Source organism: Actinoallomurus spadix, assembly GCF_024055725.1.
GTDB classification, from domain to species: domain Bacteria; phylum Actinomycetota; class Actinomycetes; order Streptosporangiales; family Streptosporangiaceae; genus Actinoallomurus; species Actinoallomurus spadix.
Map to the genome: position 1 here is coordinate 17,712 of NZ_JAMXMX010000022.1, position 24,712 is coordinate 42,423.

Genomic DNA, 24,712 nt, shown 5'->3' on the forward strand with positions numbered 1-24,712 from the left:
CGGGCCGGAGGGAAGAGGAGGTCGAGGCATGCCGAATGTCAGCGCGCCCTCGGCCGGCCACCTCCTGCAGTTCATCCGGTCCGGCGCGGCGCGCACCCGCCGCGACCTCATGGAGCTGACCGGATTGTCCCGGTCCACGGTCGCGCAGCGCGTCGACCAGCTGGTCAACGCCGGCTATGTGCGCGAGGGCGGCCCCGACGCCTCGACCGGAGGCCGCCGCCCCAGTCTCCTGGAGATCGACGAGGGGTCGGCCGTGGTGCTCGCGGCCGACCTCGGGGCGACGCATGGCCGGGTCGCGGTCACGGACCTCGCCGGCCGCGCGCTGGGCGAGACGACCGGGCGGACGCTCAGCGCCGAGGGCCCGGAGAAGGCCATCGCCTGGGTGACGTCCCGGTTCAGGGAGCTCCTCGCCGGCTGCGGCCGTTCGGTCGCCGAGGTCTGCGGGGTCGGCGTCGGCCTGCCGACCCCGGTGGACGTTCACACCGGCCGTACGGTCCAGACGCCGATCGCCCCCGGATGGGAGCGGTACGACATCCCGGCCGCGCTGGCCGCGGAGTTCCCCGGCCCGATCATGCTGGACAACGACGCGAACGTCATGGCGCTCGGCGAGTACACCGCCGCGGGCCCGGGCGCGCCCCCGGTCCTGCTCGTCAAGGTCGCGACCGGCATCGGCGCCGGGATCGTCGAGGACGGCCGGGTGCTGCGCGGTGTCGGCGGGGCGGCGGGCGAGATCGGCCACGTCCGGGTTCCCGGCCGGGAGGACGTGGCCTGCTCCTGCGGATCGCGCGGCTGCCTCGCGGCCGTGGCGAGCGGCGCGGCGCTCGCCCGCCGGCTCGCCGCCTGCGACCCGTCGGTCCGCGACGCCTCCGACGTCGCCCGTCTCGCGCTGGCCGGGCACCCGGAGGCGGTTCGCCTCACGAGGGAGGCCGGGCGCACGCTCGGCGAGGTCCTGGCCGTGGTCGTGAGCGTCGTGAATCCCGGCTCGCTCATCGTCGCCGGATCGCTCGCGGGAGCGGGTGAGCACCTGGTGGGCGAAATCCGCGAGGTCGTCTTCCGTGGCGTGCAGTACCGCTCGACGCGGGGACTGCACATCGGCGAGGGCCGCGTCGGCGGACGCGCCGGCGTGGTCGGGGCCGCCTCGATGGTCGTCGACCGGGTCTTCTCCTCCGAGGCGGTCGACGCCCGGATCGCCGCGGCCGAGTCGCTGCGCGCCGGGTGCTGAGCCGCGTTTCGGCGCGGTTACCGAAGTTACACAGCGGTTACACGCGGGCCACTTGTCATGCCCGGATGAGGGGCGCAGGATCAGGCTGTGCGACTATGTCCGCGATCGTGGACTAAGTCGCCTTCATCGCGGACTAAGTTTTGGGTGTGGGGAAGACGAAATGGCCGACAGTGACAGACCGGGCCCCGACCACCGCCGGCTCTGGGTGGTCCGCAGACTGAGCCGCGCGGAGATCGCCGCGCAGGCCGCCGAGGTGCTGCGGGCGAACGACCGCGGCTCGCTCACGGTGGCCGCGCCCCGGCTCTACCCGCACATGTGGAGCTGGGACGCGGCGTTCATCGCGGTCGGGCTGGCGCGGATCTCACCGAGCCGGGCGCTGACGGAGCTCGAGACGCTGCTCGCCGCCCAGTGGGGCAACGGCATGGTCCCGCACATCGTCTTCTCCGCGAACGCCCCGCTGTACGAGCCCGGCCCGGACCGCTGGGCGTCGCAGGAGACCTCCCCGCACGCCCCCGGCCACGCGGCGACCAGCGGCCTGATCCAGCCGCCGGTGCACGCCTCCGCCCTGCTCCGGATCCTCGAGGCGGCGCGCGGCGCCGGCGCCGCCGAACGACGCGACGTCCTCGCAAGGATCCGCGCCCTGTGGCCGCGGATGCTCGCCTGGCACCGCTACCTGGCGGAGCGACGCGACGCCGACGGCCGCGGCCTGCTGATGATCTACCACGGCTGGGAGAGCGGGATGGACAACTCCCCCCGTTGGGACCAGCCGTACGCCGACGTCGTCCCCGACCCGGACTTCCGGCCGTTCCGCCGGTCCGACCTGGCGGCCCTCGGCGAGCAGGCGCAGCGCCCGACCGACGCGGACTACGTCAAGTACCAGTGGCTGATCGAGGAGCTGCGGCAGGCGCGCTACGACGACGAGCTGGCCCGCAAGTCCCTCAGCTTCCGGGTCGCCGACGTCTTCGCCAGCGCGATCTTCGCGGCCGCGAACGAGGACCTCGCCCGCGTCGGCGAAGCGCTCGGCCTCGGCGCCGGCGACGAGCTGCTCGGCTACGCCGCGCGCTTCCGCCGCGGCGTCCTCGGCACGACAGACGAGGACGGGTTCGCCGCCGACGTGGACCTGCGCACGGACACGACACTGCGCACGAAGACCCTCGCCGGGTTCGCGCCGCTCCTGGCCGGCGGTCTGGATGCGGACCGCCGGCGCCGCCTCGTCGCGCTGCTGCACTCCCCGGCCTGGTGCGGCAACCCGGACCTCGCCTATCCCCTGCCGCCCAGCACCAGCCCACAGGCGTCCGAGTTCGACGTCGCGCGGTATTGGCGGGGCCCCCAGTGGCCGCCGATGAACCTGCTGCTCATCTGGGGCCTGGAGCGCTCCGGCGAACACGACGCCGCCGACCGGCTGCGCGAGGCCGCGCTGCACCAGCTCACCGACGGCGTGTTCGCCGAGTACTACCAGCCCTTCACCGCGCACCCGCTCGGCAGCAGACCCCAGTCCTGGACCGCCGCGGTCGCCCTCGACCTGGCCTGCCACGGGCTCGGGTGATCGGCCGATGAGACCGGCACCGCCGCCTGCGGGCGAGCGGTGGATCGCTCGCCCGCAGGCGGTGGGGTGGTGCCGGCCGTGTCAGACGCCGAACGCTGCGGCGTAGCGGATGGTGCCGGTCGGGATGGGACGGCCAGGATCGAAGGTCAGGGCCATCATGTTCTCATCCGGTACCTCGAAGGGCGGGCGGATGCCGTAACGGACGGCCGGGGTGAAACCGAACCTGGGATAGTACGAGGCGTGGCCGAGGACGAGGACGAGATCCTCGCCCGCCGTACGGGCCGCGTCGAGCGCCGCGCGGATCGCCGCCGAGCCCGCGCCCATGCGCTGACGTTCCGGAGGCACGGCGCACGGCCCGAGCGCGAGGGCCGGAACGTCGTCGACGTGGCAGCGGGTCAGGAGTGCGAAGCCGGCCGCCGTGCCGTCGGCGGTCGCGGCGATCCAGGAGCCCCAGGACAGCCACGCATCCGGGTCCTCGCGCAGCGCGTCGACGAGGTCGGCCTCCATCGCGGTGGGAAACGCCGCGAGATTGATCTCTCGGATCGCGGAACGGTCTTGGCGGCCGGTCTCGAGACGGGTGATCCAGGTGGTCATGTCGACGTGAGTTCTCTCATCGGTGTGCGGATGTATGCCGGGAGATGGGTGAGCGGTCATGACTGCCGGTTCCGGAACCGGTAGGTCGCGCGCAGGTGACGACTGATGGCCTTTCGCTGGTTGTCGCGCTCGGTGCGCAGGCGCGCATCCTCGCGAGAGGCGGCCCAGTCGGACTCACGGAGCAGCTTGCGGTAGCTGTCCAGGCGCCGCTGTGGCAAGTCGCCCGCGGTGATCGCTGCGCGCACCGCACAGCCGGGTTCACTCACGTGACCACAGTCGGAGAACCGGCAGTCGGCGGCAAGGTCCTCGATCTCGGCGAAGACCTGCTCGATACCGCTTCGGCTGTCGTGCAGGCCGACGGCGCGCAGGCCCGGGGTGTCGATGAGGACACCACCGCCCGGCAGTCGGATCAGTTCGCGGTGGACCGTGGTGTGGCGGCCCTTGCCATCGCGCGCCCGGACCTCACCGGTCGCCAGCAGATCGGCACCGAGCAGGGCGTTGCCCAGGGTGGACTTGCCTGCGCCGGACGGCCCCAGCAGCACGATCGTGCCCGTGAGGCTCGCCGTGAGAACGTCCATGCCCTCGCCGGTGACGGAGCTGACCGGCAGGGTGTCGACTCCGGGTGCGAGTGCGGCGACCTCGTCCCGCACCACGGTGATGGGCCGCTCCGGCCGGTCGGCGTTGGTCAGGACGATGACCGGGACGGCGCCGCTCTCCCAGGCCAGGGCGAGCATGCGCTCGATCCGGCCCGCAGGCGCGGAGGCGGCGAGCGACACGACGACCACGACCGTATCGACGTTCGCGGCGAGGACCTGGGCATGGGAGGTGCGGGACGCCGAGGACCGCACTATCGCGGTCCGCCGGGGCAGCAACGCCGCCAGTTCCGGTCGTGCGCCGAGCCGCACCGCTGCCCAGTCACCCGTGCAGGGGGACGCGGCCGGCGGCGCCCCGGCGGGCGCGGACCAGACGGCGCGCACCCAGCCGTTCGCCGTGACGACGGTGACGTGGCCACGGTCGACACGGGCGACGCGGCCAGGCGACAGGCCGGCGGAGCGATGAGCGGTGAAGGTGTTCTCATCCGCCTCACCCCACCCGTAGGCGCGCAGGACGTCTTCGGGCGAGGGCGAGACCGGATCAGGGAATGTTGAAGACAACGAAGGAGACCCTTGCGGTAAGGGACCCCGGCGGACACGAGAAGGAACCCGCTGAGGGATGAACGATCCCGCAGGCGGATCGACTCAGCTCAGGCCGGCCGAGATCCGGGAAATGAGGTTGGTTCGAACGCCGCGCACGACGGCGGTCACCTTCGCGGTCATCAACCTCACCTCCCTCTCATCCTCGATCCGCATCACCTATCGACGTCGTCGATATCGGGGCACCCTACCACCTCGGGCCATGCCACGCCTCCATGCCGGTGGATCCGTCCGGCTACCGGTCCTCACCCAGCCAGGCGGACAGGCGCTCCAGGAAGGTGGCGGCCACCGGAGGCCGCGGGTCCGACAGGATCACGACGTGGAACGCGTGCGGCATGCCCTCGTAGACGTCCAGCGTGACCTCGACGCCCGCCTCGGCCGCCGCCTCGGCGTAGCGCCGGGAGTCGTCCAGCAGGGCCTCGTCGCCGCCGACGACCAGGAGCATGCGCGGCAGACCCGCCAGGTCGCCGTGGATGGGCGACTGCGGCACCCGGTCGTTCGGCCACCCGCCGAGGTACTGGCCGACGATGTATTCGAGGGCCCCTCTGCCGATGCCGTCCCGGCCCGCCGGGGCGTCGATCGACGGGCTCGTCAACGTGAGGTCCGTGATCGGGGAGACCGGCACGACCGCGCCGGGGAGCGGCACGCCCTCCGCGCGCAGCGTGAGCAGGACTTCCAGGGCGATCGTCGCGCCCGCCGACTCGCCGAACAGGACCGTCCGCTCGGCCGGCACGCCCTCCGCCAGCAGCGCCCGGTACGCGGCGACCACCTCGTCGTGCGCGGCCGGGAAGGGATGCTCGGGAGCCAGCGAGTAGTCCACGTTGAACGCCGGGCGGCCGGACGCCTCCGACAGGCGGTAGGCCAGCGGGTGCTCGAACTCGGGGTTGCTCTGCGCGAACCCGCCGCCGTGCACGTACAGCACGACGCCCGCCTCCTGCGGCTTCCGGTCCGAGGCGTTCGCCCAGCGGCCCGGCACGGGCAGCTCGAACGGCTCGGCGATGTCGGCGCCCGGGGGCAGCAGCGAGCCCGCGCTGATACGGCTCATCGCGGTGAGAACGGTGTCGGAGGTGTCGGGTCCGGTGACGATCGATGTGATCAAAGGATCTCCTCCCCGGCCCGTATTCAACGCAAGATCCGCACCGAGCGTCAAGAGACGCCCGACGGCCGTTCTGCGGCCGTCCATTACCCTCCGGGTAATGGAGATCCCTGCGGCCGTCGGCAGACTGTCGGCATGATGTCTCCTGACGAGCTCCTGGCCGCCATGCCGTTCGCCAGGACCGCCGGCCTGGTGATCGAGTCGGCGTCCGCCGAGGAGGTGACCGGCCGGCTCTCCTGGGCGCCGGAGCGCTGCACGGCCGGCGGCGTCATGCACGGCGGCGCGCTCGTCACGCTCGCTGACAGCGTCGGCGCCGCCTGCGCGTTCCTGAACCTGCCGCCGGGAGCGACCACCACCACGGTCGAGACGAGCACGCGCTTCTTCCGCGGCGTGTGGGACGGCGAGGTACGCGCGGTGGCCCGCCCTCTGCACACGGGCCGGACCAGCGTCGTCGTCCAGACCGATTTGTACGACGCCGAGGGCCGCCGCGTCGCCCAGACCACCCAGACCCAGGCCGTGCTCCGCCTCTGAAAGCCCTAAGCTCGCCAGGCGCGACGCAGACGACGGGGAGGCGCTAGTGGATCTTGGTCTGTCGGGGAAGGCGGCATTCGTCACCGGTGGCTCGGCGGGGATCGGATACGGGATCGCGCGTTCGCTCATGGCCGAGGGCGCGTCGGTGGCCGTCTGCGCCCGGAATCCCGAACGCCTGGCGAAGGCGGCGGCGGACCTCGGCGCGTACGGCGCGGTCGCCGACGTCACCGACCCCGAGCAGCTGCGCCGGGCGATCGACGACGCCGCCGAGCGGCTGGGCGGCCTCGACCTGCTGGTGGCCAACGCCGGCGGCGCGCAGGGCGGGGACCTGCTCGACTCGACGCCCGAGGACTGGGCGGCGACCTACGCGCTGAACGTCCTGCACGCCGCGCACGCCGTCCGCTGTGCCGTGCCGCACTTCGAACGGCGCGGCGGCGGCTCCGTGGTGATCGTCTCCTCGATCACCGGATGGAAACCGGGCCCGAAGTCCTCTTACGCGTCCGCCAAGGCCGCCGAGATCCACCTCGCCGCGACGCTGGCCCAGGAACTGGCGGGCCGCAACGTCCGGGTCAACGCCCTCAGCCCGGGGTCGACCTACTTCGACGGCGGCGGCTGGGCGGAGTTCGGCGCGGCACACCCGGACCGGCTGGCGGCCTTCGCCCGGGAGGACTTCCCCGCCGGCCGGCTGGTCACGCTGGAGGAGGTGGCCGACGCCGCCTGCTTCCTGCTGTCCCCGCGGGCGAGCGGCATCAACGGCGCCAACGTCCCCGTCGACGGCGCCCAGGACCACCCCAGCGCCCGCCGCTTCTTCTGAGCTCCGCGGCTGCCCGCTCCTTTCTTTTCGGCCGCCCGGAACTGAGCGTGTTCCCGCAGGTCGACCCATCGATCCCCGTCGGGGCGTACCGTCCGAGACAGCGAATGTCTCGTCACGGAGGCAACGATGGGTCGGCACAGCGGCAAGGACAGCGACGACAAGGCCGGCGGCGACGGTAACAAGCCGCAGGGCGGTCGGCGTGGAACCGGCGGTGGTAACAGCGGGAACACGGGAGACGGGAACAACCCGGCGAAATGAGCGCGCCCGACGATCTCCCGCAGCGGATCGGCGAGTTGTGTGAAGACCTCGCAGCGGCCGGGTACCTGACTCGCACCGAGTGGCGGGAGGCGCTGCATGCGGTGCCGCGGCATCTGTTCGTCCCAGGGCGTGCGTGGGCGGAGCCGAACGGACCGGAGCCCGGATTCCTGATCGACCGGAACATCGACGAGGCCGCCTGGTGGGACGCGGTGTACGCCGACAACGCGATCATCACGCAGCGGGACGACGGCGCGACGGACGTCGCCGAGGACGGGGTGCCGACGAGTTCGTGTTCGGCACCGGCCACGGTCGTCGAGTTCCTCGAGGCGTTGCAGCCGGAGGACCGCAACCGGGTGCTGGAGATCGGTACCGGCACCGGCTGGACGGCTGCCCTGCTCGCGCACCGCGTGGGCGCCGGCAACGTCGTCTCGGTCGAAGTCGACCCGGACGTCTCGGGGCAGGCGGCGAAGAACCTCACTGGGACGGCCCTGACACCGCGGCTGATCGTCGGTGACGGCACGTTCGGGTTCGAGGAGGGGGCGCCATTCGACCGTGTCCACGTCGCCGTCGGGGTCGCGGAAGTCCCGTTCGCGTGGGTGGAGCAGACCCGTCCCGGTGGTGTGATCGTCGCCCCGTACATGCCGGGCTACGGCTTCGGATGGCTCGCCCGCCTGCACGTCCTCGGAGACGGTACGGCGGTCGGCCGGTTCCCTGGCATGGCGGGATACATGATGCTTCGCGGGCAGCGCCCGGTTCGCGGCCCGGCGGGCGAATTCGTGCACGGCGACTTCACCGAGTCCACGACCCGGCTGGATCCGCGGCGTGTCGCCGAGGACCACTCAGCCGATCTGGCGATCTCCGCCATGGTCCCGGGCATTCAGCGACGCATCTACTACGGCGAAGGCGAGGAAGCGGACGAGTGCACGGTCTGGATCCTCGAACGGGACATCCGCGAGGGTTCGTGGGCGTCAGTGGATTACGTCCCCGGTGACGCGGAGTTCGTGGTGCAGCAGCACGGAGAGCGGCGCCTGTGGGACGAGGTCGAAACCGCGTATCTGCGGTGGCTGTCGTGGGGCCGGCCAGGCCTGGACCGGTTCGGGCTCACGGTGTCGCCTGGCGGCCGGCGAGTGTGGCTTGACGCCCCGGAGCGAATCGTCGCCCTGTCGGCGAGATGACGAATCCGAGCGATCAGGTCATTCGGGGCTCCCGTGAGGCGCGTGCGGAGGCGATCGCGGTCACCTCGAGTCCGCGACGCCGGACGGGTCTTCGACGACCTGTCCTCGCCTGGCCGCATGACCGTCAGCCTGAGCCCGGTCACGCGGATCGATGAAGCGAGGTGATCTATCGCCGGTGGACCGCGCGACGTAATGGGCGTCGGCGGGTGACGCTGATGACAGGTATAACTGAATGAGCACCTGTCCCAGGAGGAGCCGTGACGCAGACGACGATCACCCGGACCGGCGCCCATCGGCCCCGGCCGATCAGCTTCCTCACGCTGCACGAGTCGGCGGGCTGGCGGCTGAAGTTCTACGGCATCGCCGCGGACGGCGGGCGCCCGCGGCCGGAGCTCGTCAGGACCGCCGAGCTGCTGGTCCCCACCGCGTTGCCGTACCCCGCGGCGCACAGCGGCGGCGAGGAGCCGCACGACGTGGACCGGTACGGCGTCGGTTTCGTCATCGTCCACGACGCCCCGGACTACGCCTACGCCCTCTACGACTGGTGGGCCGGGGAGAACGAGATCCACCAGCGGATATTCTCGGCCCTGCCGAACCGGCTCGGCGCGATGCGGCCGCATCCGACGCCGGCCATCGGCTGCGTGTGGGAGCTGGCCGTCACCGACTTCGAGCGGCGCGCCTGGCTGCGGCACGTCCTTGCCAACGACGAGGGCGCCGACATCGACGCCTACCTGGCCGAGCGGTTCGAGGGAGAGGTTTGACCAAGGTCTGGGGCGCGTGCCCGCTGGACTGCCCGGACGGATGCTCCTGGGTGGTGGACGTCGAGGACGGCGCGGCCGTGCGCATGCGCGGCAACCCCGCCCACCCGGTGACGCGCGGCGCGCTGTGCGTCAAGGTGAACCGCTACCTGGAGCAGACCCGGGCCGCCGACCGGATCCTGCATCCGATGCGCCGCGTGGGCCGCAAGGGCGAGGGCCGGTTCGAGCGGATCAGCTGGGACGAGGCCCTCGACGAGATCGCCTCGCGGCTCGGCGAGATCCGGGAGACGTACGGCGGGCAGGCGATCTGGCCGTTCCACGGCACCGGGTCCCTCGGCTACATCCAGGGCCTGGAGGGCTTCGCGGGCCGCCGGTTCTTCAACGTGCTCGGCGCGTCGGTGCACGAGCCGACGATCTGCTCGATCGCCGGCAGCACCGGCCTGAAGTACACGCTGGGCACGGCCGGGGGCATGGACCCGGAGGACTTCGCCCGCTCGAAGCTGATCCTGCTGTGGGGCACCAACCCGCTGACGAGCGGCCACCACGTGTGGAAGTTCATCCAGGACGCCCGGCGCGACGGCGCGTACGTCGTCGCGATCGACCCGGTGCTCACGCGCTCGGCCGCGCAGGCCGACGAGCACCTGGCCCCGCTGCCCGGCACGGACGCGGCGCTGGCCCTCGGGCTGATGCACGTGATCGTACGACTCGGCGCGCACGACCAGGATTTCATCGACCGGCACACGCTGGGGTGGGAGGAGTTCCGGGCGCGGATCGAGGAGTTCCCGCCCGGCCGCGTCGCGGAGATCACCGGCCTGCCGGAGGAGCGGATCGTCGCGCTCGGCGAGCGCATCGCCCGGACCCGGCCGACCGCGATCCGCGCCACGCAGGGCATGCAGCGGCACGCGGGCGGCGGCATGGCGCTGCGCACGCTCGCCTGCCTGCCGGGCGTGACGGGCGACTGGGCGCTGCCCGGCGGCGGCCTGTGCTACTCGACCAGCGGGCATTTCAAGCTGAACCTGCCGAAGCTGGTGCGCATCGACCTGCTGCCGCACCCGGTGCGCAGCCTGTCGATGACGCGGCTCGGCGAGGGGCTGCTCGACGTGGACGACCCGCCGGTCAAGGCGCTGTTCGTCATCGCCGCGAACCCGGTCGGCAGTAACCCGCACCAGACCAAGGTGCGCCGGGGCCTGGCGCGCGAGGACCTGTTCACCGTGGTGCTGGAGCACTTCCCGACGGACACGACGGACTACGCCGATCTCGTGCTGCCCGCGACGATGCAGACCGAGCACCTGGACGTCATCGCCGGGTACGGCCACCTGTACCTCGTGTGGAACGAACCGGCGGTCGAACCGCCCGGGGAGTGCCTGTCGACCTCGGAGACGTTCCGCCGCCTGGCGCGGCGGATGGGCATGACCGAGCCGAGCCTGTACGACTCCGACGAGGAGCTGGCGCGGCAGCTCCTCGACTCCCCGCACCCGTCGCTCGCCGGGATCACGGTCGAGACGCTGCGCAAGGAGGGGTTCGCCCGGCTGAACGTCGCGCGCCCGTACCTCCCCTTCGCCGACGGCTTCCCCACCACGTCGGGGAGGCTGGAGTTCTACTCCGTACGGGCGACGCGGGTCGGGCACGACCCGCTGCCCGGCTATACCCCGCCCGCCGATCCCGGCGACGGGCTGGTCCTCATCTCGGCGGCGCAGCACAACTTCCTCAACACGACGTTCGGCAACAATCCGGAGCTGCGCCGGCGCGCGGGCGCGCCGACGGTCACCGTGCATCCGGACGACGCCGCCGCGCGCGGCATCACCGACGGGGCGCCGATCCGGGTGTCGAACACGCGCGGCGCGTTCGAGGCGGTCGCGCGGGTGTCCGATCGCGTACGGCCCGGGGTGGCGGCGACGTCGAAGGGACACTGGGCGAAGTTCAACGGCGGCGCGACGGTCAACGCCACCGTGGACGAGCGGGACTCCGACATGGGCGGCGGCGCCGTCTTCCACGACAACCGCGTCGAGATCGAGCCGCGTTAGAGGGAGTACAGGCGGCGGGCGTTGCCGGCGCCGATCATGTGCGCGACGCGGGCGACGTCGGCCGCCGACCACTCCCCCGCGCGCTCGGTGAGGACGGCGCCCAGGCCGCGCCGGAAGAAGTGGGCGCCGAGGTGGCACAGCTCCGCGAGGCCGTAGCAGTCGGTGCTGAAGAGGATCTTGTTGAACGGCGCGATCTCCAGGAACTCGGCGATGACCCGTGCCGACGACGCCGCGGTGTAGGTGACCGTGAGCCCGAGGTCGGCGTGCACGTGCGGGAACACCGCGGCCAGGTAGGCGGCCTCCCGGATGTACGGGTAGCAGTGCAGGAGGACGACGGGCGCGGGCACGATCCGGATGAAGTCGGTGAGCAGCGCGGGGTTGACCCGGTGCAGGATCAGGTCGGTGTCACCGATGCCGGTGTGGACCTGCAGCGGCAGTTCGCGGTCACCGGCGATGTCGGCGCCGGTCCACAGCGCGTGGCGCAGCAGCACCGGGTCGGTGAGCCGTCTCGGCCCGGCGAGCCAGCGCGCGGCGGCCTCCGTGACCTCCCGTGGGGTGGGCGGGCGCGGGTCGAAGTCGAAGCCGTACCGGTAGGCGATGGCCGTCTTCAGTCCGACGGCCCGGTCCGCGCGGCGCGCGAGTTCCTCGGCGAGTTCGGCGGCGTACGCCGTCGCCGGAGGGCAGCGGCCGGCCACGTCCTCGGCGACCTTCTCGATCCGTACGATCTCGTGGCCCCGCGCGTCGCCGAGGCTCCCCATCTCCGCGGGCGTCAGCATGGTCGCGTCGGCCGGGCCGGTGTCGACGCAGAAGTCGGCGATGCCGGCGGCGCGGAGCAGCCGGCGGTTCACCTCCTCGGCCCCGAGCTCCCGCCGCCGGGCGAGGTAGGTCTCGGGCTCGGCGTGCGGTTCGAGGTCGAGGACGGGCGCGCACCAGCGGCGGACCGCCAGGCCGACGGGGCTGTCGAAGTGCGTGGTGCCGGCCGGTGACGGGCCGCCCTCGGTGATGAGGCTCTCGAAGGCGGCCCGGTCGAGGTCGTCGCGGCGCACGCCGTGGCAGTGCTGGTCGACGAGCGGCGCCGCCAGTGCCTCGTCCAGCGCGTCGCCTGCCGTCACGCCTGATCAATGCCCGTACGGGCGGCCCCTCATGCCACGGGCGCGCGCCGAGCCTCGCGGCACAGGCGCAGCAGGTTGGCGATGATCCGGTGCCCGGTCTCCCCGGTGGCGGTGAGGATGGACTCCGGGTGGAACTGGACCGCCCAGCGCCGGCGCGCCGGGTCCTCGATGGCCATGACGACGTCGCCGAGCATCGCGGTGGCCGCGAAGCCGCCGCGGACCTGGCCCGCCTTGGCGTGCAGCGAATGGTAGCGGGCGGCGGTGAACTCGCCCGGCAGCCCGGCGAACAGGTCGCCGCCGCCGACGGCCACCCGGCCCGGCTTGCCGTGGGCCGGCTCGGGCAGCAGGGCGAGTTCCCCGCCCTCGTGCTCGACCATGGCCTGCAGGCCGAGGCAGACGCCGAACACCGGGATCTCCCGGGCGTAGACGGCGTCGAGCAGGCCCGCGGTGTCGAAGTCCGCCGGCCGCCCGGGACCGGGCGACAGCACGACGAGGTCGGGCCGGATCTCGTCCAGCATCTTGTCGGGGAACCCGAACCGCAGCGTGGTGACGTCCGCGCCCTGCTGCCGGAAGTAGTCGGCGAGCGTGTTGACGAAGGAGTCCTGGTGGTCGACGAGCAAGACGGTCAGTCCCTCGCCCGCCCCTTCGCGCGCCGGAGCGCCGCCGGTGGTCTCCTCCTGCCCGGACGGGGACAGCGCCTCGAGGAGCGCCCGTGCCTTCAGGTACGTCTCGCGCTCCTCGGCGTCGGGGTCGGAGTCGTACAGCAGGGTCGCCCCGGCGCGTACGGCGGCGATGCCGTCGCGGATCTGCGCGGTGCGCAGCGTCAGGCCGGTGTTCATGGAGCCGTCGAAGCCGATGCAGCCGACGGCGCCGCCGTACCAGCGGCGCGGCGTCTCCTCGTGGTCCTCGATGAACTGCATCGCCCAGGTCTTGGGCGCGCCGGTCACGGTCACCGCCCACATGTGAGTGAGGAACGCGTCGAGCGCGTCGTATCCGGGGCGCAGCCGGCCCTCGATGTGGTCGACGGTGTGGATGAGCCGGGAGTACATCTCGATCTGCCGCCGGCCGATCACCTTGACGCTGCCGGGGACGCAGACCCGGGACTTGTCGTTGCGGTCGACGTCGGTGCACATGGTGAGCTCGGACTCGTCCTTGGCCGAGTTGAGCAGCTCGCGGATGTTGTCGGCGTCCTCGAGCGGGTCGCCGCCGCGCCGGATCGTCCCGGAGATCGGGCAGGTCTCGACGCGGTCGCCGGTGACGCGCACGAACATCTCCGGGGACGCTCCGACGAGGTGCTCGCCCTCGCCGAGGTTGAAGAAGAACTCGTACGGGGCCGGGTTCGTGACGCGGAGGCGCTCGAAGAACGCCGCCGGGGAGTCGCACGGCCCGTACATCACGTGGCCGGGTACGACCTCGAACAGGTCGCCGCGGACGAACTTCTCCTTGGCCTCGCGGACCACCTCGGCGTAGGCGCCCGGCGTCGGCTGCGGCGGAAGTTCGGAGGCGCGGGGCACGGGCGTGGGCTCGGTCCTCCGGGGCAGGCCGCGGGTGCCGGTGCCGCCGATCTCGAAGTCGTACGACATGCGGGCCGACGTCTCGCGCTTGCGGTCGACCACGATCATCTCGTCGGCGAGGTGGAGGACGAGGTCGCGCTGGTCGGCGGGCCGGTCGATGTTCAGCCGGATGGGCTCGAACTGGAAGGCCAGGTCGTAGCCGAACGCGCCGTACAGGCCGAGGTGCGGGTCCGGCCCGCGGAACAGGTCGGTGACGGCGCGCAGCGCGGTGAAGACGGTGGGGCGGCGGCTGCGCTCCTCCTCGGCGAACACCTCGTCGGTGGACGGGACGAAGACCTCGACGCCGTCGGGGATCTCGACGGGCTCGCCGGTGGCGGCGACCGCCGCGGAGACGGCGGGCAGGAGCACGCGACCGCGGTCGTTCAGCGCGCGGACCGCGAGGCGGCGGCCGCGCGCGACGATCTCCAGGCAGGGGTCGACGTAGGCCATGTGCCACCGGCTGTACCGGCCGGGGTACTCCATGCCGGAGCTGAGCACGCCACCGCGGCGCTGTCCCACGGCCTCGACGAGCGCGTCGAGCGCGTCGCTGTTGCGTCCCGGATCCACCGGCGTGTCGGTGCGGGTGACGTGGACGCCCCCCGCCGTCACATACTCCGTCGTCGTCTCCACGATCGGCCCCTCGATGTCGGGCCTTCTCCGGCGGAGAGGTGACACGACCGCCGGACGAAGGCGGTCGCTGCGGTGTCAGAGAATGCGTAACCCGCGCCGCCTAGCGGCGCCACCACCACTGGGTCGACTGGGTTCGCATAGGCCGAAGGCTACCCGGTCCGCTCCGGCGGCGCCACCGGGACGCGCTCACCGCCGGGGCACGAATCGCACGAACGGGATACGCCGCCCGACCTCGCGGTAGTCCTCCACGCCGCCGTCGACGGCGAAGCCCATGATCTTGCACAGACGCCGGGCCGCGGCCGGGTGGCGCGGCGCGTACTCGGCCATGATCCGCGCCCCCTCATCGGCGTCGAGCGGGGTGGCGGTCGCCGGAATGGTCCGCCCGCCGACCTGGATCGTGACCTCGGGAGTGGCCAGGACGTTGCGGTACCAGTCCGCACGCGTTCCGAACCCGGAGGCAGCCACGTAGCCCTGTTCGCCGTGCTCGACGACCTCGATGACGGCCTGGCGGCGGCGACCGGAGACGCGGCCGGTGTGGGTGAGCAGCATGACGCGGCGTCCCATCAGCGGTCCGAGCCCCACGCGGTACAGGCCGATGGGGAGGCGCCACAGCCTGCGGCGGAGTCCGGTCGGCGGAGCGACGTTCCTGACGATCTCCATGCTCTCAGTCCTCTCCGAGGTCGTCTTCGGGTCCCAGTAGCTCCTCCACCGCGGACAGCGCCTCGCGGGCGGGAAGCTCCCGGTCGATCATCTGGTGCAGCATCAGCCCGTCGATCGAGGCCGTGATCAAGGTGGCCACCCCGGTCAGCCTGGCCGGGGGCCAGGCGGGATGCAGCTCCCGGAGACGGTCCGCGATCAGCGCACGGGCCCGGCGGAGCTCATCGCGGAGGACCACACCGAGCGCGGGGTCACGCATCGCGCCCATCATCAGCTCCGCGGCGAGCCGGGGCGTCCGCTCGTCCGCCGGGGCCTGGAGCATCGCCTGCCGCATCATCCCCAGCGCCACCCGTTCGCCCGGGGCCGCCAGGAGCCCGGTGATCAGCGGCTCGATGATGAGGTCCGTCGCCCGACGGAAGATCGCCTCGTGCAGGCCGGGCAGGCCGCCGAAGTGGTAGTGGATCAGGCCGGGACGGGTGCCGGCGTGTTCGGCCACGGCCCGCGTCGTGACACCGGGCCATCCGTCGCGCTGCAGCAGCGTGACACCGGCGGCCACCAGCTGCTCACGCCGGCGGTCGCCGCGCGGCGAAGTTGGCCGACCGGCCAAGTTGGTCATGCGCCCAAGTTAACACGAACCTCACCGCCGCCGCAGCGCCGATCACGGGCACTTCCCGCTCGAGTCAGGGCACCACATCCCCTTCGACGGCGGAGGCCGGCGGCACGCGGAGGCCGGCGGCACGCGGAGGCCGGCGGCACGCGAGGGCCGGCGGCACGCGAGGGCCGAACGCGGTTCCCGCCCACGTCAGGGGCCTAAGCCGTACTCCCGTCGAGACCTAACTGAGACTTGGCAATGGTGAAATTTGTGTTAAGAAATCCGATTACGGCTGCCCGGAATGCCCCATGGACAGCCTTATGGCGTATTTGACGCACCAAGGAGGACCCCCCTTGGCCGAGAGCACACCCAGGCCCCGCCGCGGCGATCGCAGCCCCTGGAACTGGCTGCTCGTCCTTCCGGTCGTCGTGCCGCTCCTGACCTTCGTCTTCAACGAGGACAAGCCACGGCTCGCCGGATTCCCCTTCTTCTACTGGGCCCAGCTGGCGTTCATCATCCTCGGCGTCGCGTCGACGACCGTCGTGTACCTGATGACGCGGCGCGACACCGGTTCGAAGGGGGACTGAGACATGTCGAGCCGGCACCTCACCGAACTCATCGTCTTCATCATCCTGTTCGTGCTCGTCAGCGCGCTGGGCTTCGTCGCGGCCCGCTGGCGCCGCCCGGACACCATGCACACCCTCGACGAGTGGGGCCTGGGCGGCCGCAGCTTCGGCTCGTGGATCACCTGGTTCCTCATCGGCGGTGACCTCTACACCGCCTACACCTTCGTCGCGGTACCCGCGCTGATCTTCGGCGCCGGCGCGGCCGGGTTCTACGCCGTGCCGTACACGGTCGTCGTCTACCCGCTGGTCTTCCTCGTGCTGATCCGCCTGTGGTCGGTGTCGCACGTGCACGGATTCGTGACCCCCGCCGACTTCGTCCGCGCCCGTTTCGGCTCGCCGCTGCTCGCGCTGCTGATCGCCATCACCGGGATCGTCGCGACGATGCCGTACATCGCGCTGCAGCTCGTCGGCATCCAGGCGACCCTGAAGGCGATGGGCGTGACCGGCCACTGGCCGATCGTCATCGCGTTCGCGATCCTCGCGGCCTACACCTACCAGTCGGGGCTGCGGGCCCCCGCGCTGATCGCGTTCATCAAGGACGCGCTGATCTACCTCATGATCATCGTGGCCGTGCTGTACATCCCGCACAAGCTCGGCGGCTGGCACCACATCTTCGGCGCCGCGCAGACGAAGTTCGACAAGACGCCGGCCCCGGCGGACGGCACCCTGCTGAACGCGAACAACCAGCTCAACTACGCGATGCTCGCGCTCGGCTCGGCGCTGGCGCTGTTCCTCTACCCGCACAGCGTCACCGGCGTGCTGGCCAGCAAGAACCGCAACGTCATCAAGCGGAACATGGCCGCGCTGCCCGCGTACAGCTTCGTGCTCGGCCTGATCGCGCTGCTCGGCTACATGGCCATCGCGGCCGGCATCAAGCCGCTCACCGCCAATGGCAAGGCCGACGGCAACACGGTCGTCCCGCTGCTGTTCGACCACATGTTCCCGAGCTGGTTCGCCGGCGTGGCGTACGCGGCGGTCGGCATCGGCGCGCTCGTCCCCGCCGCGATCATGTCGATCGCCGCCGCGAACCTGTTCACCCGCAACATCTACCGGGAGTACTTCCGCAAGGACGCGACCGAGCGCGAGGAGGCGACGGTCAGCAAGCTGGTGTCGCTGGTCGTCAAGGTCGGCGCGGTCGCGTGCATCCTGCTGCTCGACCCGCAGTTCTCCATCGACCTGCAGCTCATCGGCGGCGTCATCATCCTGCAGACGCTCCCGTCGGTCGGCCTGGGCCTGCTCACCCGGTGGTTCCACCGGGACGGTCTCATGGCCGGCTGGGTCGCGGGCCTCGCGGCGGGCCTGTGGATGCTGTACCGCATCCCCAACGCCGCCACCCATAAGGCGCACTTCGGCGGCTCGGCGTACCCGCTCAGCGACCTCGGGTTCGACAGCAAGCTGACGGTCTACGTCGGCATGCTGGCGCTGCTGGTGAACCTGGTCGTCGCCGTCGTCGCGACGATCGTGCTCAAGGCGGTCAAGGCCGCGGACGGCGTGGACGCCACCCGCACCGACGACTACTACGCCGACGAGGGCGACCCCAAGGTCGCCGCGGGCAGCCGTGAGATCGAGGCGGAGCTCGCCTGACCGTCGAGCCTCCGCGCGGCGGCCGTCCCCGTCCGGGGGCGGCCGCCGTTCAGCGTGAAGGGGGCGAGGCCGCCGCTCGCAGGGACGTGTCGTCGCCGCTGAGGGCCTCGATCGCCGCCGTCGCCCTGCCGCACAGCTCCGTGAACAGCGCGCGTTCGGCCGGTGTGAACGCCGCGGTCACGGTCCGGGCGTTCTCCCGGCGCTGGTGCGCGACGCGGGCGAGGAAGGAGCGTCCCTCCTCGGTGAGGAACGTGGTCAGCTCGCGCCGGTCCGCGCCGGCCGTCGCCTGGCCGACCAGCCCGAGGTCCTTGAGGACCCGGAGGGCCTTGGAGATCGTCTGCCGGGACACACCGAGGGCCGTGCTGAGCGCCGAGGGCATCAGTGGCCCGCGGATGCGCAGCATCTCGAGCACGTCGTACTGCTGCCAGGTGACGCCTTCGGGGTTGGCCAGCGCCCGCCGGGCCACCAGGACGCACTGGAGATGGGACAGGGCGTTCTCCAGCTCGTCGGGCTCGCCGGGAGGCATCTCCGCGGACGCGCCGGGTGTCGTCAATGCAGGACCTTCGGATGGGAAGACGAGGCTCGTTCCGATTCTAGTGCGGCGGATCACACGACGTTCGACTCCCGGATATGATTTCCAATTGGAAACCATTGTGGTGGCCGACCGACCGCCCGGTCCTCCTCGGGGACCGCCGACCTTCGGGAGGAATCCATGACGGCCGACGTGGGCGCGCGGACCAGTGACCTGATCGTCCTCGGTGGCGCGCGCCAGAACAACCTCAAGGGCGTGGACCTGCGCATCCCGAAGCACAGGCTGACCGTCTTCACCGGCGTGTCCGGCTCGGGCAAGTCCTCGGTGGTGTTCGGCACGATCGCCGTCGAGTCGCAACGGCAGCTGAACGAGACCTTCCCCTGGTTCATCCGGAACCGGCTGCCGAGGTACGAGCGTCCGGACGCCAGGATCATCGAGAACCTGTCCACGGCGGTCGTCATCGACCAGCGGCCCGTCGGCGGCAACGCGCGGTCGACCGTCGGCACGATGACCGAGATCAACCCGATCCTCCGGGTGCTGTTCTCCCGTCACGGCCGGCCCGGCGCCGGGCACTCCCACGCCTACTCCTTCAACGACCCACGCGGGATGTGCGAGGAGTGCCAGGGACTGGGCACGACGGTGCGCCTCGACCTCGGCCGGCTCCTGGACGAGGACAAGAGCCTGAACGAGGGCGCGATCGGCTTCCCGGCGTTCGCGCCCGGGACGTTCCTGTGGCAGCTGTACGCCGAGTCGGGCCTGTTCGACCCGGACCTGCCGATCCGTGAGTTCAGCGAGGCCGACCGGGAACTGCTGCTGTACGGCAGTGGGTTCACCGTGGACCGGGCGGGTCGCAACGGCGTCTACAAGAACGCGTACGAGGGGATCGCCCTCCGGTTCGACCGCCGCTACCTGAAGGACGGCCTGGACGCGCTGAAGGGGAAGGAACGGGCGGCCGTCGAGCGGGTCGTCGTCAAGGGACCGTGCCCGGTCTGCGGCGGGGCCCGGCTGAACCAGGCGGCGCTGGCCTCCCGCATCGACGGGGACAACATCGCCGACTACGCCGCCCTGGAGATCAGCGAGCTGATCCCCCGGCTCACGCGGATCGACGCGCCCACCGTCAAGCCCGTCGCCGAGGCCGCGGTGGCGGCCCTGCGCGACGTCGAGGCCGTCGGCCTGGGCTACCTCAGCCTGGCCCGGGAGACCTCGACCCTCTCCGGCGGCGAGGCGCAGCGACTGAAGGTGGTACGGCACCTGCGCAGCAGCCTGACCGACCTCACCTACATCTTCGACGAGCCGAGCGTCGGCCTGCACCCGCGCGACGTGCGCCGCATGAGCGACCTGCTGCGCGCCCTCCGCGACAAGGGCAACACCGTCCTGGTCGTCGAACACGACCGGACCGTCATCGAGGGCGCCGACCACGTCATCGACATGGGGCCGGGCGCGGGCACCGACGGCGGTGAGGTGATCTACGAAGGCTCCGTCGAGGGCCTGCGCCGATCCGGGACGCCGACCGGCCGGAGCCTGCTGACGGTGCCCGGGCTGAAGGGGACCTACCGGACCCCGACCGGCACCCTGCCGATCCGGGACGCCGACCTGCACAACCTGCGGAACATCTCGGTCGGCGTACCCACGGGGGTGCTGACCTGCGTGACCGGGGTCGCGGGCTCGGGGAAGAGCACCCTGATCTCCCGGGTCTTCACCGCGCAGCACCCGCAGGCCGTCGTCGTGGACCAGTCCGCGATCGGCGTCTCGACGCGCTCCACCCCGGCGACGTACCTCGACATCATGGACGCCGTCCGCCGGCTGTTCGCCCGGGCATCCGGCACCGACCCCGGGCTGTTCAGCTTCAACTCGGCCGGCGCGTGCCCCGAGTGCCAGGGGCGCGGGTGCATCGAGACGGACCTGGCCTTCCTGGACCCGGTGACGACCGTGTGCGAGCGCTGCGCGGGCCTCCGGTACAACGACGAGGCGCTGCGCCACGCGTTCCACGGCAGGACGATCGCCGGCGTCCTCGCGATGACGGCCGACGAGGCGCACGGCTTCTTCGACGACGCCCGCATCCGCGCACGGCTGTCCCTGCTCCGCGAGGTCGGGCTCGGCTACCTCACCCTGGGGCAGCCGCTGTCCACCCTGTCCGGCGGTGAACGGCAGCGGCTCAAACTCGCTCACCGGCTGCGCGAGACCGGCGTCGTCTACGTCTTCGACGAGCCCACCACCGGGCTGCACATGGCGGACACCCGCCGCCTGCTCGGGCTGTTCGACCGCCTCGTGGACGGCGGGAACACCGTCATCGTGATCGAGCACGACCTCGACGTCGTCAAGTACGCCGACTGGGTCATCGACCTGGGCCCGGAAGCGGGCCGGCACGGCGGCCGGGTCCTGTACGAGGGCACGCCGGACGGCCTCCTCACCGTCGAGGAATCTCACACCGGCCGCTGCCTCGCCGACGACCTCCGCCGGGCCGGGCACGCGACGTCCCGGTGATCGGCGCCGTCGGCGGCGGGGTCAGCGGCCGGTGCGGATGCGGACGACGGCCGGCAGCTCCGGGGTCTGCAGGCTCTGGCGAAGCCGCCGGAGCGCCGGGTGGAGGAGGTCGTCGATGCCGGCCGGCGCGGCGCCCGGTTCCAGGGTCATCGTGAGGAGGAGACACGGGCGGGCCGGGGTGCCGGCGAGCCGCACGGCCACGCTCCGCACGCCGGGACTGTCGAGGAGGTCGTTCCGGAGGGCGTCGCCGACCACGTGGGCGGGCAGCGCCGTGATCCCCTCCCGGGGGTCGTCCTCGAGCCGGATCGCCCGCCGAGTGCCGGTGGCGGCCTGGGTGATGAGCCAGTACAGCGCGAGCGTCCCGACCACGACGGCGGCCGCGGCCAGCGGGGCCCAGAACCAGACGTGACCGTCGACGAAGGTGCGGGTGGCCCGGTCGGTGATCGGCACGCCGGCGGTTCCGAGCACGCCGGGCCAGAGGCCGAGGCCGCGGACGAACGCCGTGGCCCCGCCCAGGAACAGGATGAGCCCGACGATCGCCAGGCCGGTCCGGTTCCGGTGCGCGGTACGGCGGAGCATGGTCAGTCCTCCCGGTTCCGGACGGTGACGCGCACGTGCGGCGGGCGCAGCGGGGCGAGTTCCCGGAGCCGTCCGGTGACGGCCCGCTCCACCTGCTCGGGCAGCCCGCGGGGATCGCGGAGAGGGCTCGCCGCCTGGACCCGTACCCCGCCGCGCCGGAGCCGGACACGCGCCCGGGTCACGCCGTCGACGTTCCGGGCGGCCTGGGCGAGCTGCCGCCGGAGCCCCGCCGCCGTGATGCCCACGACCACGTCGGGGTCGTCGAAGGCCAGCGCGATGACCCGCGGGCGGCCGGGCCACAGCGCGAGCAGGATCAGCAGCAGCCCGAGCACCGCGAGCAGGCACGCCACGGCCAGTGCCAGCGGATCGGCCCAGCGCGTGGCGCGTCCGAGGCCCGCCAGGTACGGCACCGGCAGCACGCTCCCCGACCGGGGGGACAGCAGGGAGGTGATCACCTCGACCGCGATGAGAAAGGCGGCGGCGGCCAGCGCGGCCGCCGCCAGGACGGCCGGGACGGCGCGGCGGGGCCGGAACACGCGCCGTCCGCCGCGGCGGGACACCGCGGGCGGCCGCTCCCGCTCCGAGGCGGTCACAGCGGACGCTCGCCGGCCGGCCCGGGCGGCGTCAGCCGGGCGATGTCGATGTCGACCTGGCGCACCCGCAGGCCGGTCAGCTCCCCTACGCGGGCCATGACATGGGCCCGCAGGGTCTGGGTCACCTGCCGCACCGGCGCCGGGTAGACGACGGAGACGCGCATCCGCAGCGCCGCCAGCCCGCCGTCGACGCGGGCCTTCACGCGGGGCCCGGTGGCCGCCGGACCCCGCGTGAAGGGCAGGCCCGCGTGCCGCTCGCCGGCCCCGGCGATCCCGCCGACCTCGGTCAGCGCGCGGAACGCTATCTTCTCCACCACCCGGGCGCCGATCACGGTGCGGCCGCGGGTCTCCTCCGCGGCGACGCGCTCCGCAGCCGCGGGCGCCGGAGGCGCGGAGCTCACGGGTGCCTCCGGCCGCCGAGCAGTTCACGCAGGTTCAGATCGCCGATGAGCGCCCGTCCGGCCAGCAGCCCGACCACTCCGAGCACCAGCACGATCAAGAACGCGGCGACGCCGCCGAACGCACCGGCGAAGCCCAGCGCCGTTCCGAACGCCAGGCCGACCACCGGCCACCAGCGCAGTTCGTCCATGTCCTCCACACCCCGCATTCCTCACGCCGGGCGCCGTCTCCCCCGGCGCCCGCGCCGCGCCCAGCGGACGATCGGCCACAGCCCTCGCCGGGAGCGGAACACCGTCACGTTCCCCGCCTCTCCGGCGCCGGCGCGCCAGCGGTCCAGGCCGGCGGCGAACCGCTCCGGATCACCGCCCACGTCCGGGTGATGGGCCCGCACCCAGACGCTGAACTCGTGCCGGTCCGGTCTCATCCGTGCCGCCTCATCCGTGCCGTCCGGGAATCTCGATGTCGTCGATGGCCACGTCGACCCGCCACTCCGGCACCACGCTCCGCGCGGCTGCGCGCACCTGGTCGGCGACCTCGGCCAGCGGCCGGCCGTAGCGGGCCACGACCGCGACACGAACCTCGCCGTCTCCGACCGCCACGCCCCGGACGGAACGGCCGGGCAGATAGGTCCCGATCGGCCCCTCGGCGAGTCGTGCCACCAACGGGCAGGCGGCCACGGCCGCGCTGATCCGGTCGGCCAGGCTCCCGGCCTCGCCGGTGCCGACGGTGCCGCCGGAGAGCGTCACTGGACCCGCGGCTCGGCCGGCTCGGCTTCTTCTTCGTCCGGGAGGTGAACGTCGCCGACGGTGATGTTGACCTCGGTGACCTCCAGGCCGCACATCTTCTCCACGGCGGTGATGACGTTGCGCCGCACGCCGTTGGCGAGATCGGGGATGGACACCCCGTACTCGACGATCATGTCCAGGTCGATCGCGGTCTGCCGCTCGCCCACCTCGACCATGACGCCCCGGGTGACGCTCTGGCCGCCGGCCCGGGGAAGGCGTTCGCGGACGGCCCCGACCGCGCGGGACAGGCCCGAGCCCATCGCGTACACCCCCGGGACCTCGCGGGTCGCCATGCCGGCGACCTTGGCGACGACCGCGTCCGCGATCGACGTCCTGCCGTGCTCGCCGACCAGCTCACTGCCCGTCCGGGCGCTCACCGCACCCTTCGGCTCGGAGACCGCCGAGGTCGTCTTCCCACTCTCCGCCGCGCTCATGTGGCCTCCCTTCCCGGCGAGACGTGCGCACAGGTCGCACCGGTCCCGCGACGGCCACTGCCGGGTTCGCCCCCTGTCAGGGCTCGCCCTACCCACAGCAATAACGGACAAACCGCCCAGACGACCGCGACTCGCCCAGGGGTGATCAGTGGCGCGTGACCTCCGGGAGGCCGTCGAGGAGGAGGTCGACGATGCCGTTGGTGACCGTCTCGCGCGGGACGTCGGGGTGGTCCAGCCACCACTCCCCCGCCGCCTGGACCATGCCCACCGTGGCATGACTCCAGATGTGGACCCGGACCGGGTCGGGCAGCAGCCCCTCCCGTAGCAGGATGTCGGCGATCTCGCCGCCGAGGCCGCGGATGACCGTGCCCATCGCGCTGTGCGTGGCCGCGTCCTCGGCGCCGGCCCGGTGCACGAGGAACCGATAGAGATGCCGGTTGGCGGCGATGGCGGCGAGGTAGGTGTCGATCGCCGCCCGCGACCGCGTGCGGATGTCGCCGGGGCGGGAGAAGGCTGCCCGCACGTTGTCCATGAGCGCCCGGGTGTGCCGTTCGGCGAGGGCCTGGTAGAGACCGGACTTGTCACCGAAGTGCCGGTAGAGGATGGGCTTGCTGATGCCCGCCTCGGACGCGATCGCGGCCATCGACGCCTCCGGGCCCTCCCGGAGAATGATCCGGTCGGCGGCCTCGAGCAGGGCCCGGCGGCGGCGCGGGTCACGGCCCGCACGGCCGCCCGACGCTCTCGCCGTCGCACGTTCACCGGGCGGGTCGTCGTCGCCGCGTGGAACGGTCCCCTCGTCTCGTACGCCGTCGATCACGATCCGAGCCTAGTACCGCGATCGTCGACCGATCCTGGTCAGAGGCTCTGAACCGGATCTTCGTGGCCGGAGGAGGTCGGTTCGTTGCCCCGCCGAAATTAAACAGGTTAGTTTCCTGTCCGTG

At 72.4% G+C, this 24,712-nt stretch carries 26 protein-coding genes; 10 read left to right on the top strand and 16 right to left on the bottom strand.

The window, feature by feature from the left end; genetic code table 11:
- The first annotated feature begins 28 nt into the window (after positions 1-28).
- Together NE235_RS27500 and ggh are read left to right on the top strand one after the other, a co-directional pair.
- Positions 29-1,222, top strand: a complete 1,194-nt coding sequence (locus NE235_RS27500; protein ID WP_252808085.1) for an ROK family transcriptional regulator — start codon at positions 29-31, stop codon at positions 1,220-1,222.
- A gap of 160 nt (positions 1,223-1,382) precedes the next feature.
- The gene (gene ggh, locus NE235_RS27505; protein WP_252808087.1) at positions 1,383-2,768 is read left to right on the top strand and encodes a glucosylglycerate hydrolase; all 1,386 of its coding nucleotides are present in this window, start codon (positions 1,383-1,385) and stop codon (positions 2,766-2,768) included.
- Between the two features lie 81 nt (positions 2,769-2,849).
- Here ggh and NE235_RS27510 read toward each other — a convergent pair whose 3' ends face one another.
- From NE235_RS27510 to NE235_RS27520, 3 genes are all read right to left on the bottom strand, one after another.
- The gene (locus NE235_RS27510) at positions 2,850-3,362 is read right to left on the bottom strand and encodes a GNAT family N-acetyltransferase (RefSeq protein ID WP_252808088.1); all 513 of its coding nucleotides are present in this window, start codon (positions 3,360-3,362) and stop codon (positions 2,850-2,852) included.
- A gap of 56 nt (positions 3,363-3,418) precedes the next feature.
- Complete coding sequence (gene rsgA, locus NE235_RS27515; RefSeq protein WP_252808090.1) at positions 3,419-4,516, bottom strand: ribosome small subunit-dependent GTPase A; 1,098 nt, start codon at positions 4,514-4,516, stop codon at positions 3,419-3,421.
- A 274-nt stretch (positions 4,517-4,790) separates the two neighbouring features.
- On the bottom strand, positions 4,791-5,654 hold the full coding sequence (locus NE235_RS27520; RefSeq protein WP_252808093.1) for an alpha/beta hydrolase: 864 nt from the start codon (positions 5,652-5,654) through the stop codon (positions 4,791-4,793).
- 132 nt (positions 5,655-5,786) lie between these two features.
- Here NE235_RS27520 and NE235_RS27525 point away from each other — a divergent pair, with 132 nt between their 5' ends.
- The 5 genes from NE235_RS27525 (at position 5,787) to NE235_RS27545 (ending at position 11,211) form a co-directional block, all read left to right on the top strand.
- On the top strand, positions 5,787-6,182 hold the full coding sequence (locus NE235_RS27525; RefSeq protein ID WP_252808095.1) for a PaaI family thioesterase: 396 nt from the start codon (positions 5,787-5,789) through the stop codon (positions 6,180-6,182).
- Between the two features lie 46 nt (positions 6,183-6,228).
- Complete coding sequence (locus NE235_RS27530) at positions 6,229-6,996, top strand: SDR family NAD(P)-dependent oxidoreductase (RefSeq protein WP_252808097.1); 768 nt, start codon at positions 6,229-6,231, stop codon at positions 6,994-6,996.
- 254 nt (positions 6,997-7,250) lie between these two features.
- Positions 7,251-8,429 carry a methyltransferase domain-containing protein gene (locus NE235_RS27535; RefSeq protein WP_252808099.1) on the top strand — a complete coding sequence of 393 codons (1,179 nt, stop codon included), beginning with the start codon at positions 7,251-7,253 and terminating at the stop codon, positions 8,427-8,429.
- A gap of 257 nt (positions 8,430-8,686) precedes the next feature.
- Complete coding sequence (locus tag NE235_RS27540; protein WP_252808101.1) at positions 8,687-9,190, top strand: hypothetical protein; 504 nt, start codon at positions 8,687-8,689, stop codon at positions 9,188-9,190.
- Complete coding sequence (locus NE235_RS27545) at positions 9,187-11,211, top strand: molybdopterin-containing oxidoreductase family protein (RefSeq protein WP_252808103.1); 2,025 nt, start codon at positions 9,187-9,189, stop codon at positions 11,209-11,211. The genes NE235_RS27540 and NE235_RS27545 overlap by 4 nt, the downstream gene beginning before the upstream one ends.
- Here the strand turns inward: NE235_RS27545 and NE235_RS27550 are convergent.
- The 4 genes from NE235_RS27550 to NE235_RS27565 all read right to left on the bottom strand — a co-directional run bounded on the left by NE235_RS27550 (position 11,208) and on the right by NE235_RS27565 (position 15,779).
- Positions 11,208-12,323: an amidohydrolase family protein gene (locus NE235_RS27550; RefSeq protein ID WP_252808105.1), complete on the bottom strand. Its 1,116-nt coding sequence runs from the start codon at positions 12,321-12,323 to the stop codon at positions 11,208-11,210. The two genes, NE235_RS27545 and NE235_RS27550, sit on opposite strands and share 4 nt — an antisense overlap.
- 29 nt (positions 12,324-12,352) lie before the next feature.
- Positions 12,353-14,506, bottom strand: coding sequence for an anthranilate synthase component I (locus NE235_RS27555; RefSeq protein WP_252808107.1), 2,154 nt, complete (start codon positions 14,504-14,506; stop codon positions 12,353-12,355).
- Between the two features lie 186 nt (positions 14,507-14,692).
- Positions 14,693-15,166 carry a nitroreductase family deazaflavin-dependent oxidoreductase gene (locus NE235_RS27560; RefSeq protein ID WP_252808109.1) on the bottom strand — a complete coding sequence of 158 codons (474 nt, stop codon included), beginning with the start codon at positions 15,164-15,166 and terminating at the stop codon, positions 14,693-14,695.
- Between the two features lie 4 nt (positions 15,167-15,170).
- Positions 15,171-15,779 carry a TetR/AcrR family transcriptional regulator gene (locus NE235_RS27565; protein ID WP_252808112.1) on the bottom strand — a complete coding sequence of 203 codons (609 nt, stop codon included), beginning with the start codon at positions 15,777-15,779 and terminating at the stop codon, positions 15,171-15,173.
- A 329-nt stretch (positions 15,780-16,108) separates the two neighbouring features.
- On the opposite strand from NE235_RS27565, the gene NE235_RS27570 reads away from it, so the two are divergent.
- Complete coding sequence (locus NE235_RS27570) at positions 16,109-16,342, top strand: DUF3311 domain-containing protein (RefSeq protein WP_252808115.1); 234 nt, start codon at positions 16,109-16,111, stop codon at positions 16,340-16,342.
- 3 nt (positions 16,343-16,345) lie between these two features.
- Positions 16,346-17,965, top strand: a complete 1,620-nt coding sequence (gene mctP, locus NE235_RS27575; protein WP_252808117.1) for a monocarboxylate uptake permease MctP — start codon at positions 16,346-16,348, stop codon at positions 17,963-17,965.
- A gap of 49 nt (positions 17,966-18,014) precedes the next feature.
- On the opposite strand, the gene NE235_RS27580 is transcribed toward mctP, so the two are convergent.
- Positions 18,015-18,518, bottom strand: a complete 504-nt coding sequence (locus NE235_RS27580) for a MarR family winged helix-turn-helix transcriptional regulator (RefSeq protein ID WP_252808119.1) — start codon at positions 18,516-18,518, stop codon at positions 18,015-18,017.
- Positions 18,519-18,677: 159 nt separating this feature from the next.
- Here NE235_RS27580 and NE235_RS27585 point away from each other — a divergent pair, with 159 nt between their 5' ends.
- Positions 18,678-20,981: an ATP-binding cassette domain-containing protein gene (locus NE235_RS27585; protein WP_252808121.1), complete on the top strand. Its 2,304-nt coding sequence runs from the start codon at positions 18,678-18,680 to the stop codon at positions 20,979-20,981.
- A gap of 21 nt (positions 20,982-21,002) precedes the next feature.
- On the opposite strand, the gene NE235_RS27590 is transcribed toward NE235_RS27585, so the two are convergent.
- The 8 genes from NE235_RS27590 to NE235_RS27625 all read right to left on the bottom strand — a co-directional run bounded on the left by NE235_RS27590 (position 21,003) and on the right by NE235_RS27625 (position 24,588).
- Positions 21,003-21,560, bottom strand: coding sequence for a hypothetical protein (locus NE235_RS27590; RefSeq protein WP_252808122.1), 558 nt, complete (start codon positions 21,558-21,560; stop codon positions 21,003-21,005).
- Between the two features lie 2 nt (positions 21,561-21,562).
- Positions 21,563-22,153: a DUF6286 domain-containing protein gene (locus NE235_RS38355; RefSeq protein ID WP_252808124.1), complete on the bottom strand. Its 591-nt coding sequence runs from the start codon at positions 22,151-22,153 to the stop codon at positions 21,563-21,565.
- Entirely contained in the window at positions 22,150-22,554 is a 405-nt protein-coding gene (locus NE235_RS27600) for an Asp23/Gls24 family envelope stress response protein (protein ID WP_252808126.1), read from the bottom strand. The genes NE235_RS38355 and NE235_RS27600 overlap by 4 nt, the downstream gene beginning before the upstream one ends.
- Positions 22,551-22,742 carry a hypothetical protein gene (locus tag NE235_RS27605; RefSeq protein ID WP_252808255.1) on the bottom strand — a complete coding sequence of 64 codons (192 nt, stop codon included), beginning with the start codon at positions 22,740-22,742 and terminating at the stop codon, positions 22,551-22,553. The genes NE235_RS27600 and NE235_RS27605 overlap by 4 nt, the downstream gene beginning before the upstream one ends.
- 21 nt (positions 22,743-22,763) lie before the next feature.
- Positions 22,764-22,976, bottom strand: a complete 213-nt coding sequence (locus tag NE235_RS27610) for a hypothetical protein (RefSeq protein ID WP_252808128.1) — start codon at positions 22,974-22,976, stop codon at positions 22,764-22,766.
- A gap of 10 nt (positions 22,977-22,986) precedes the next feature.
- Complete coding sequence (locus tag NE235_RS27615; protein ID WP_252808131.1) at positions 22,987-23,298, bottom strand: hypothetical protein; 312 nt, start codon at positions 23,296-23,298, stop codon at positions 22,987-22,989.
- The gene (locus tag NE235_RS27620) at positions 23,295-23,771 is read right to left on the bottom strand and encodes an Asp23/Gls24 family envelope stress response protein (RefSeq protein WP_252808133.1); all 477 of its coding nucleotides are present in this window, start codon (positions 23,769-23,771) and stop codon (positions 23,295-23,297) included. The genes NE235_RS27615 and NE235_RS27620 overlap by 4 nt, the downstream gene beginning before the upstream one ends.
- Before the next feature lie 145 nt (positions 23,772-23,916).
- Positions 23,917-24,588 carry a TetR/AcrR family transcriptional regulator gene (locus NE235_RS27625; RefSeq protein ID WP_308206166.1) on the bottom strand — a complete coding sequence of 224 codons (672 nt, stop codon included), beginning with the start codon at positions 24,586-24,588 and terminating at the stop codon, positions 23,917-23,919.
- Positions 24,589-24,712: the final 124 nt, after the last annotated feature.

Excerpts from the sequence above, each read along its gene's own strand:
- NE235_RS27535 (WP_252808099.1), top strand. The coding sequence starts at position 7,251 with ATGAGCGCGCCCGACGATCTCCCGCAGCGGATCGGCGAGTTGTGTGAA.
- NE235_RS27500 (WP_252808085.1), top strand. The coding sequence starts at position 29 with ATGCCGAATGTCAGCGCGCCCTCGGCCGGCCACCTCCTGCAGTTCATC.
- ggh (WP_252808087.1), top strand. The coding sequence starts at position 1,383 with ATGGCCGACAGTGACAGACCGGGCCCCGACCACCGCCGGCTCTGGGTG.
- NE235_RS27620 (WP_252808133.1), bottom strand. The coding sequence starts at position 23,771 with ATGAGCGCGGCGGAGAGTGGGAAGACGACCTCGGCGGTCTCCGAGCCG.
- NE235_RS27590 (WP_252808122.1), bottom strand. The coding sequence starts at position 21,560 with ATGCTCCGCCGTACCGCGCACCGGAACCGGACCGGCCTGGCGATCGTC.
- NE235_RS27525 (WP_252808095.1), top strand. The coding sequence starts at position 5,787 with ATGATGTCTCCTGACGAGCTCCTGGCCGCCATGCCGTTCGCCAGGACC.
- NE235_RS27560 (WP_252808109.1), bottom strand. The coding sequence starts at position 15,166 with ATGGAGATCGTCAGGAACGTCGCTCCGCCGACCGGACTCCGCCGCAGG.
- NE235_RS27610 (WP_252808128.1), bottom strand. The coding sequence starts at position 22,976 with ATGAGACCGGACCGGCACGAGTTCAGCGTCTGGGTGCGGGCCCATCAC.
- NE235_RS27585 (WP_252808121.1), top strand. The coding sequence starts at position 18,678 with ATGACGGCCGACGTGGGCGCGCGGACCAGTGACCTGATCGTCCTCGGT.
- NE235_RS27565 (WP_252808112.1), bottom strand. The coding sequence starts at position 15,779 with ATGACCAACTTGGCCGGTCGGCCAACTTCGCCGCGCGGCGACCGCCGG.
- NE235_RS27510 (WP_252808088.1), bottom strand. The coding sequence starts at position 3,362 with ATGACCACCTGGATCACCCGTCTCGAGACCGGCCGCCAAGACCGTTCC.
- mctP (WP_252808117.1), top strand. The coding sequence starts at position 16,346 with ATGTCGAGCCGGCACCTCACCGAACTCATCGTCTTCATCATCCTGTTC.
- NE235_RS27605 (WP_252808255.1), bottom strand. The coding sequence starts at position 22,742 with ATGGACGAACTGCGCTGGTGGCCGGTGGTCGGCCTGGCGTTCGGAACG.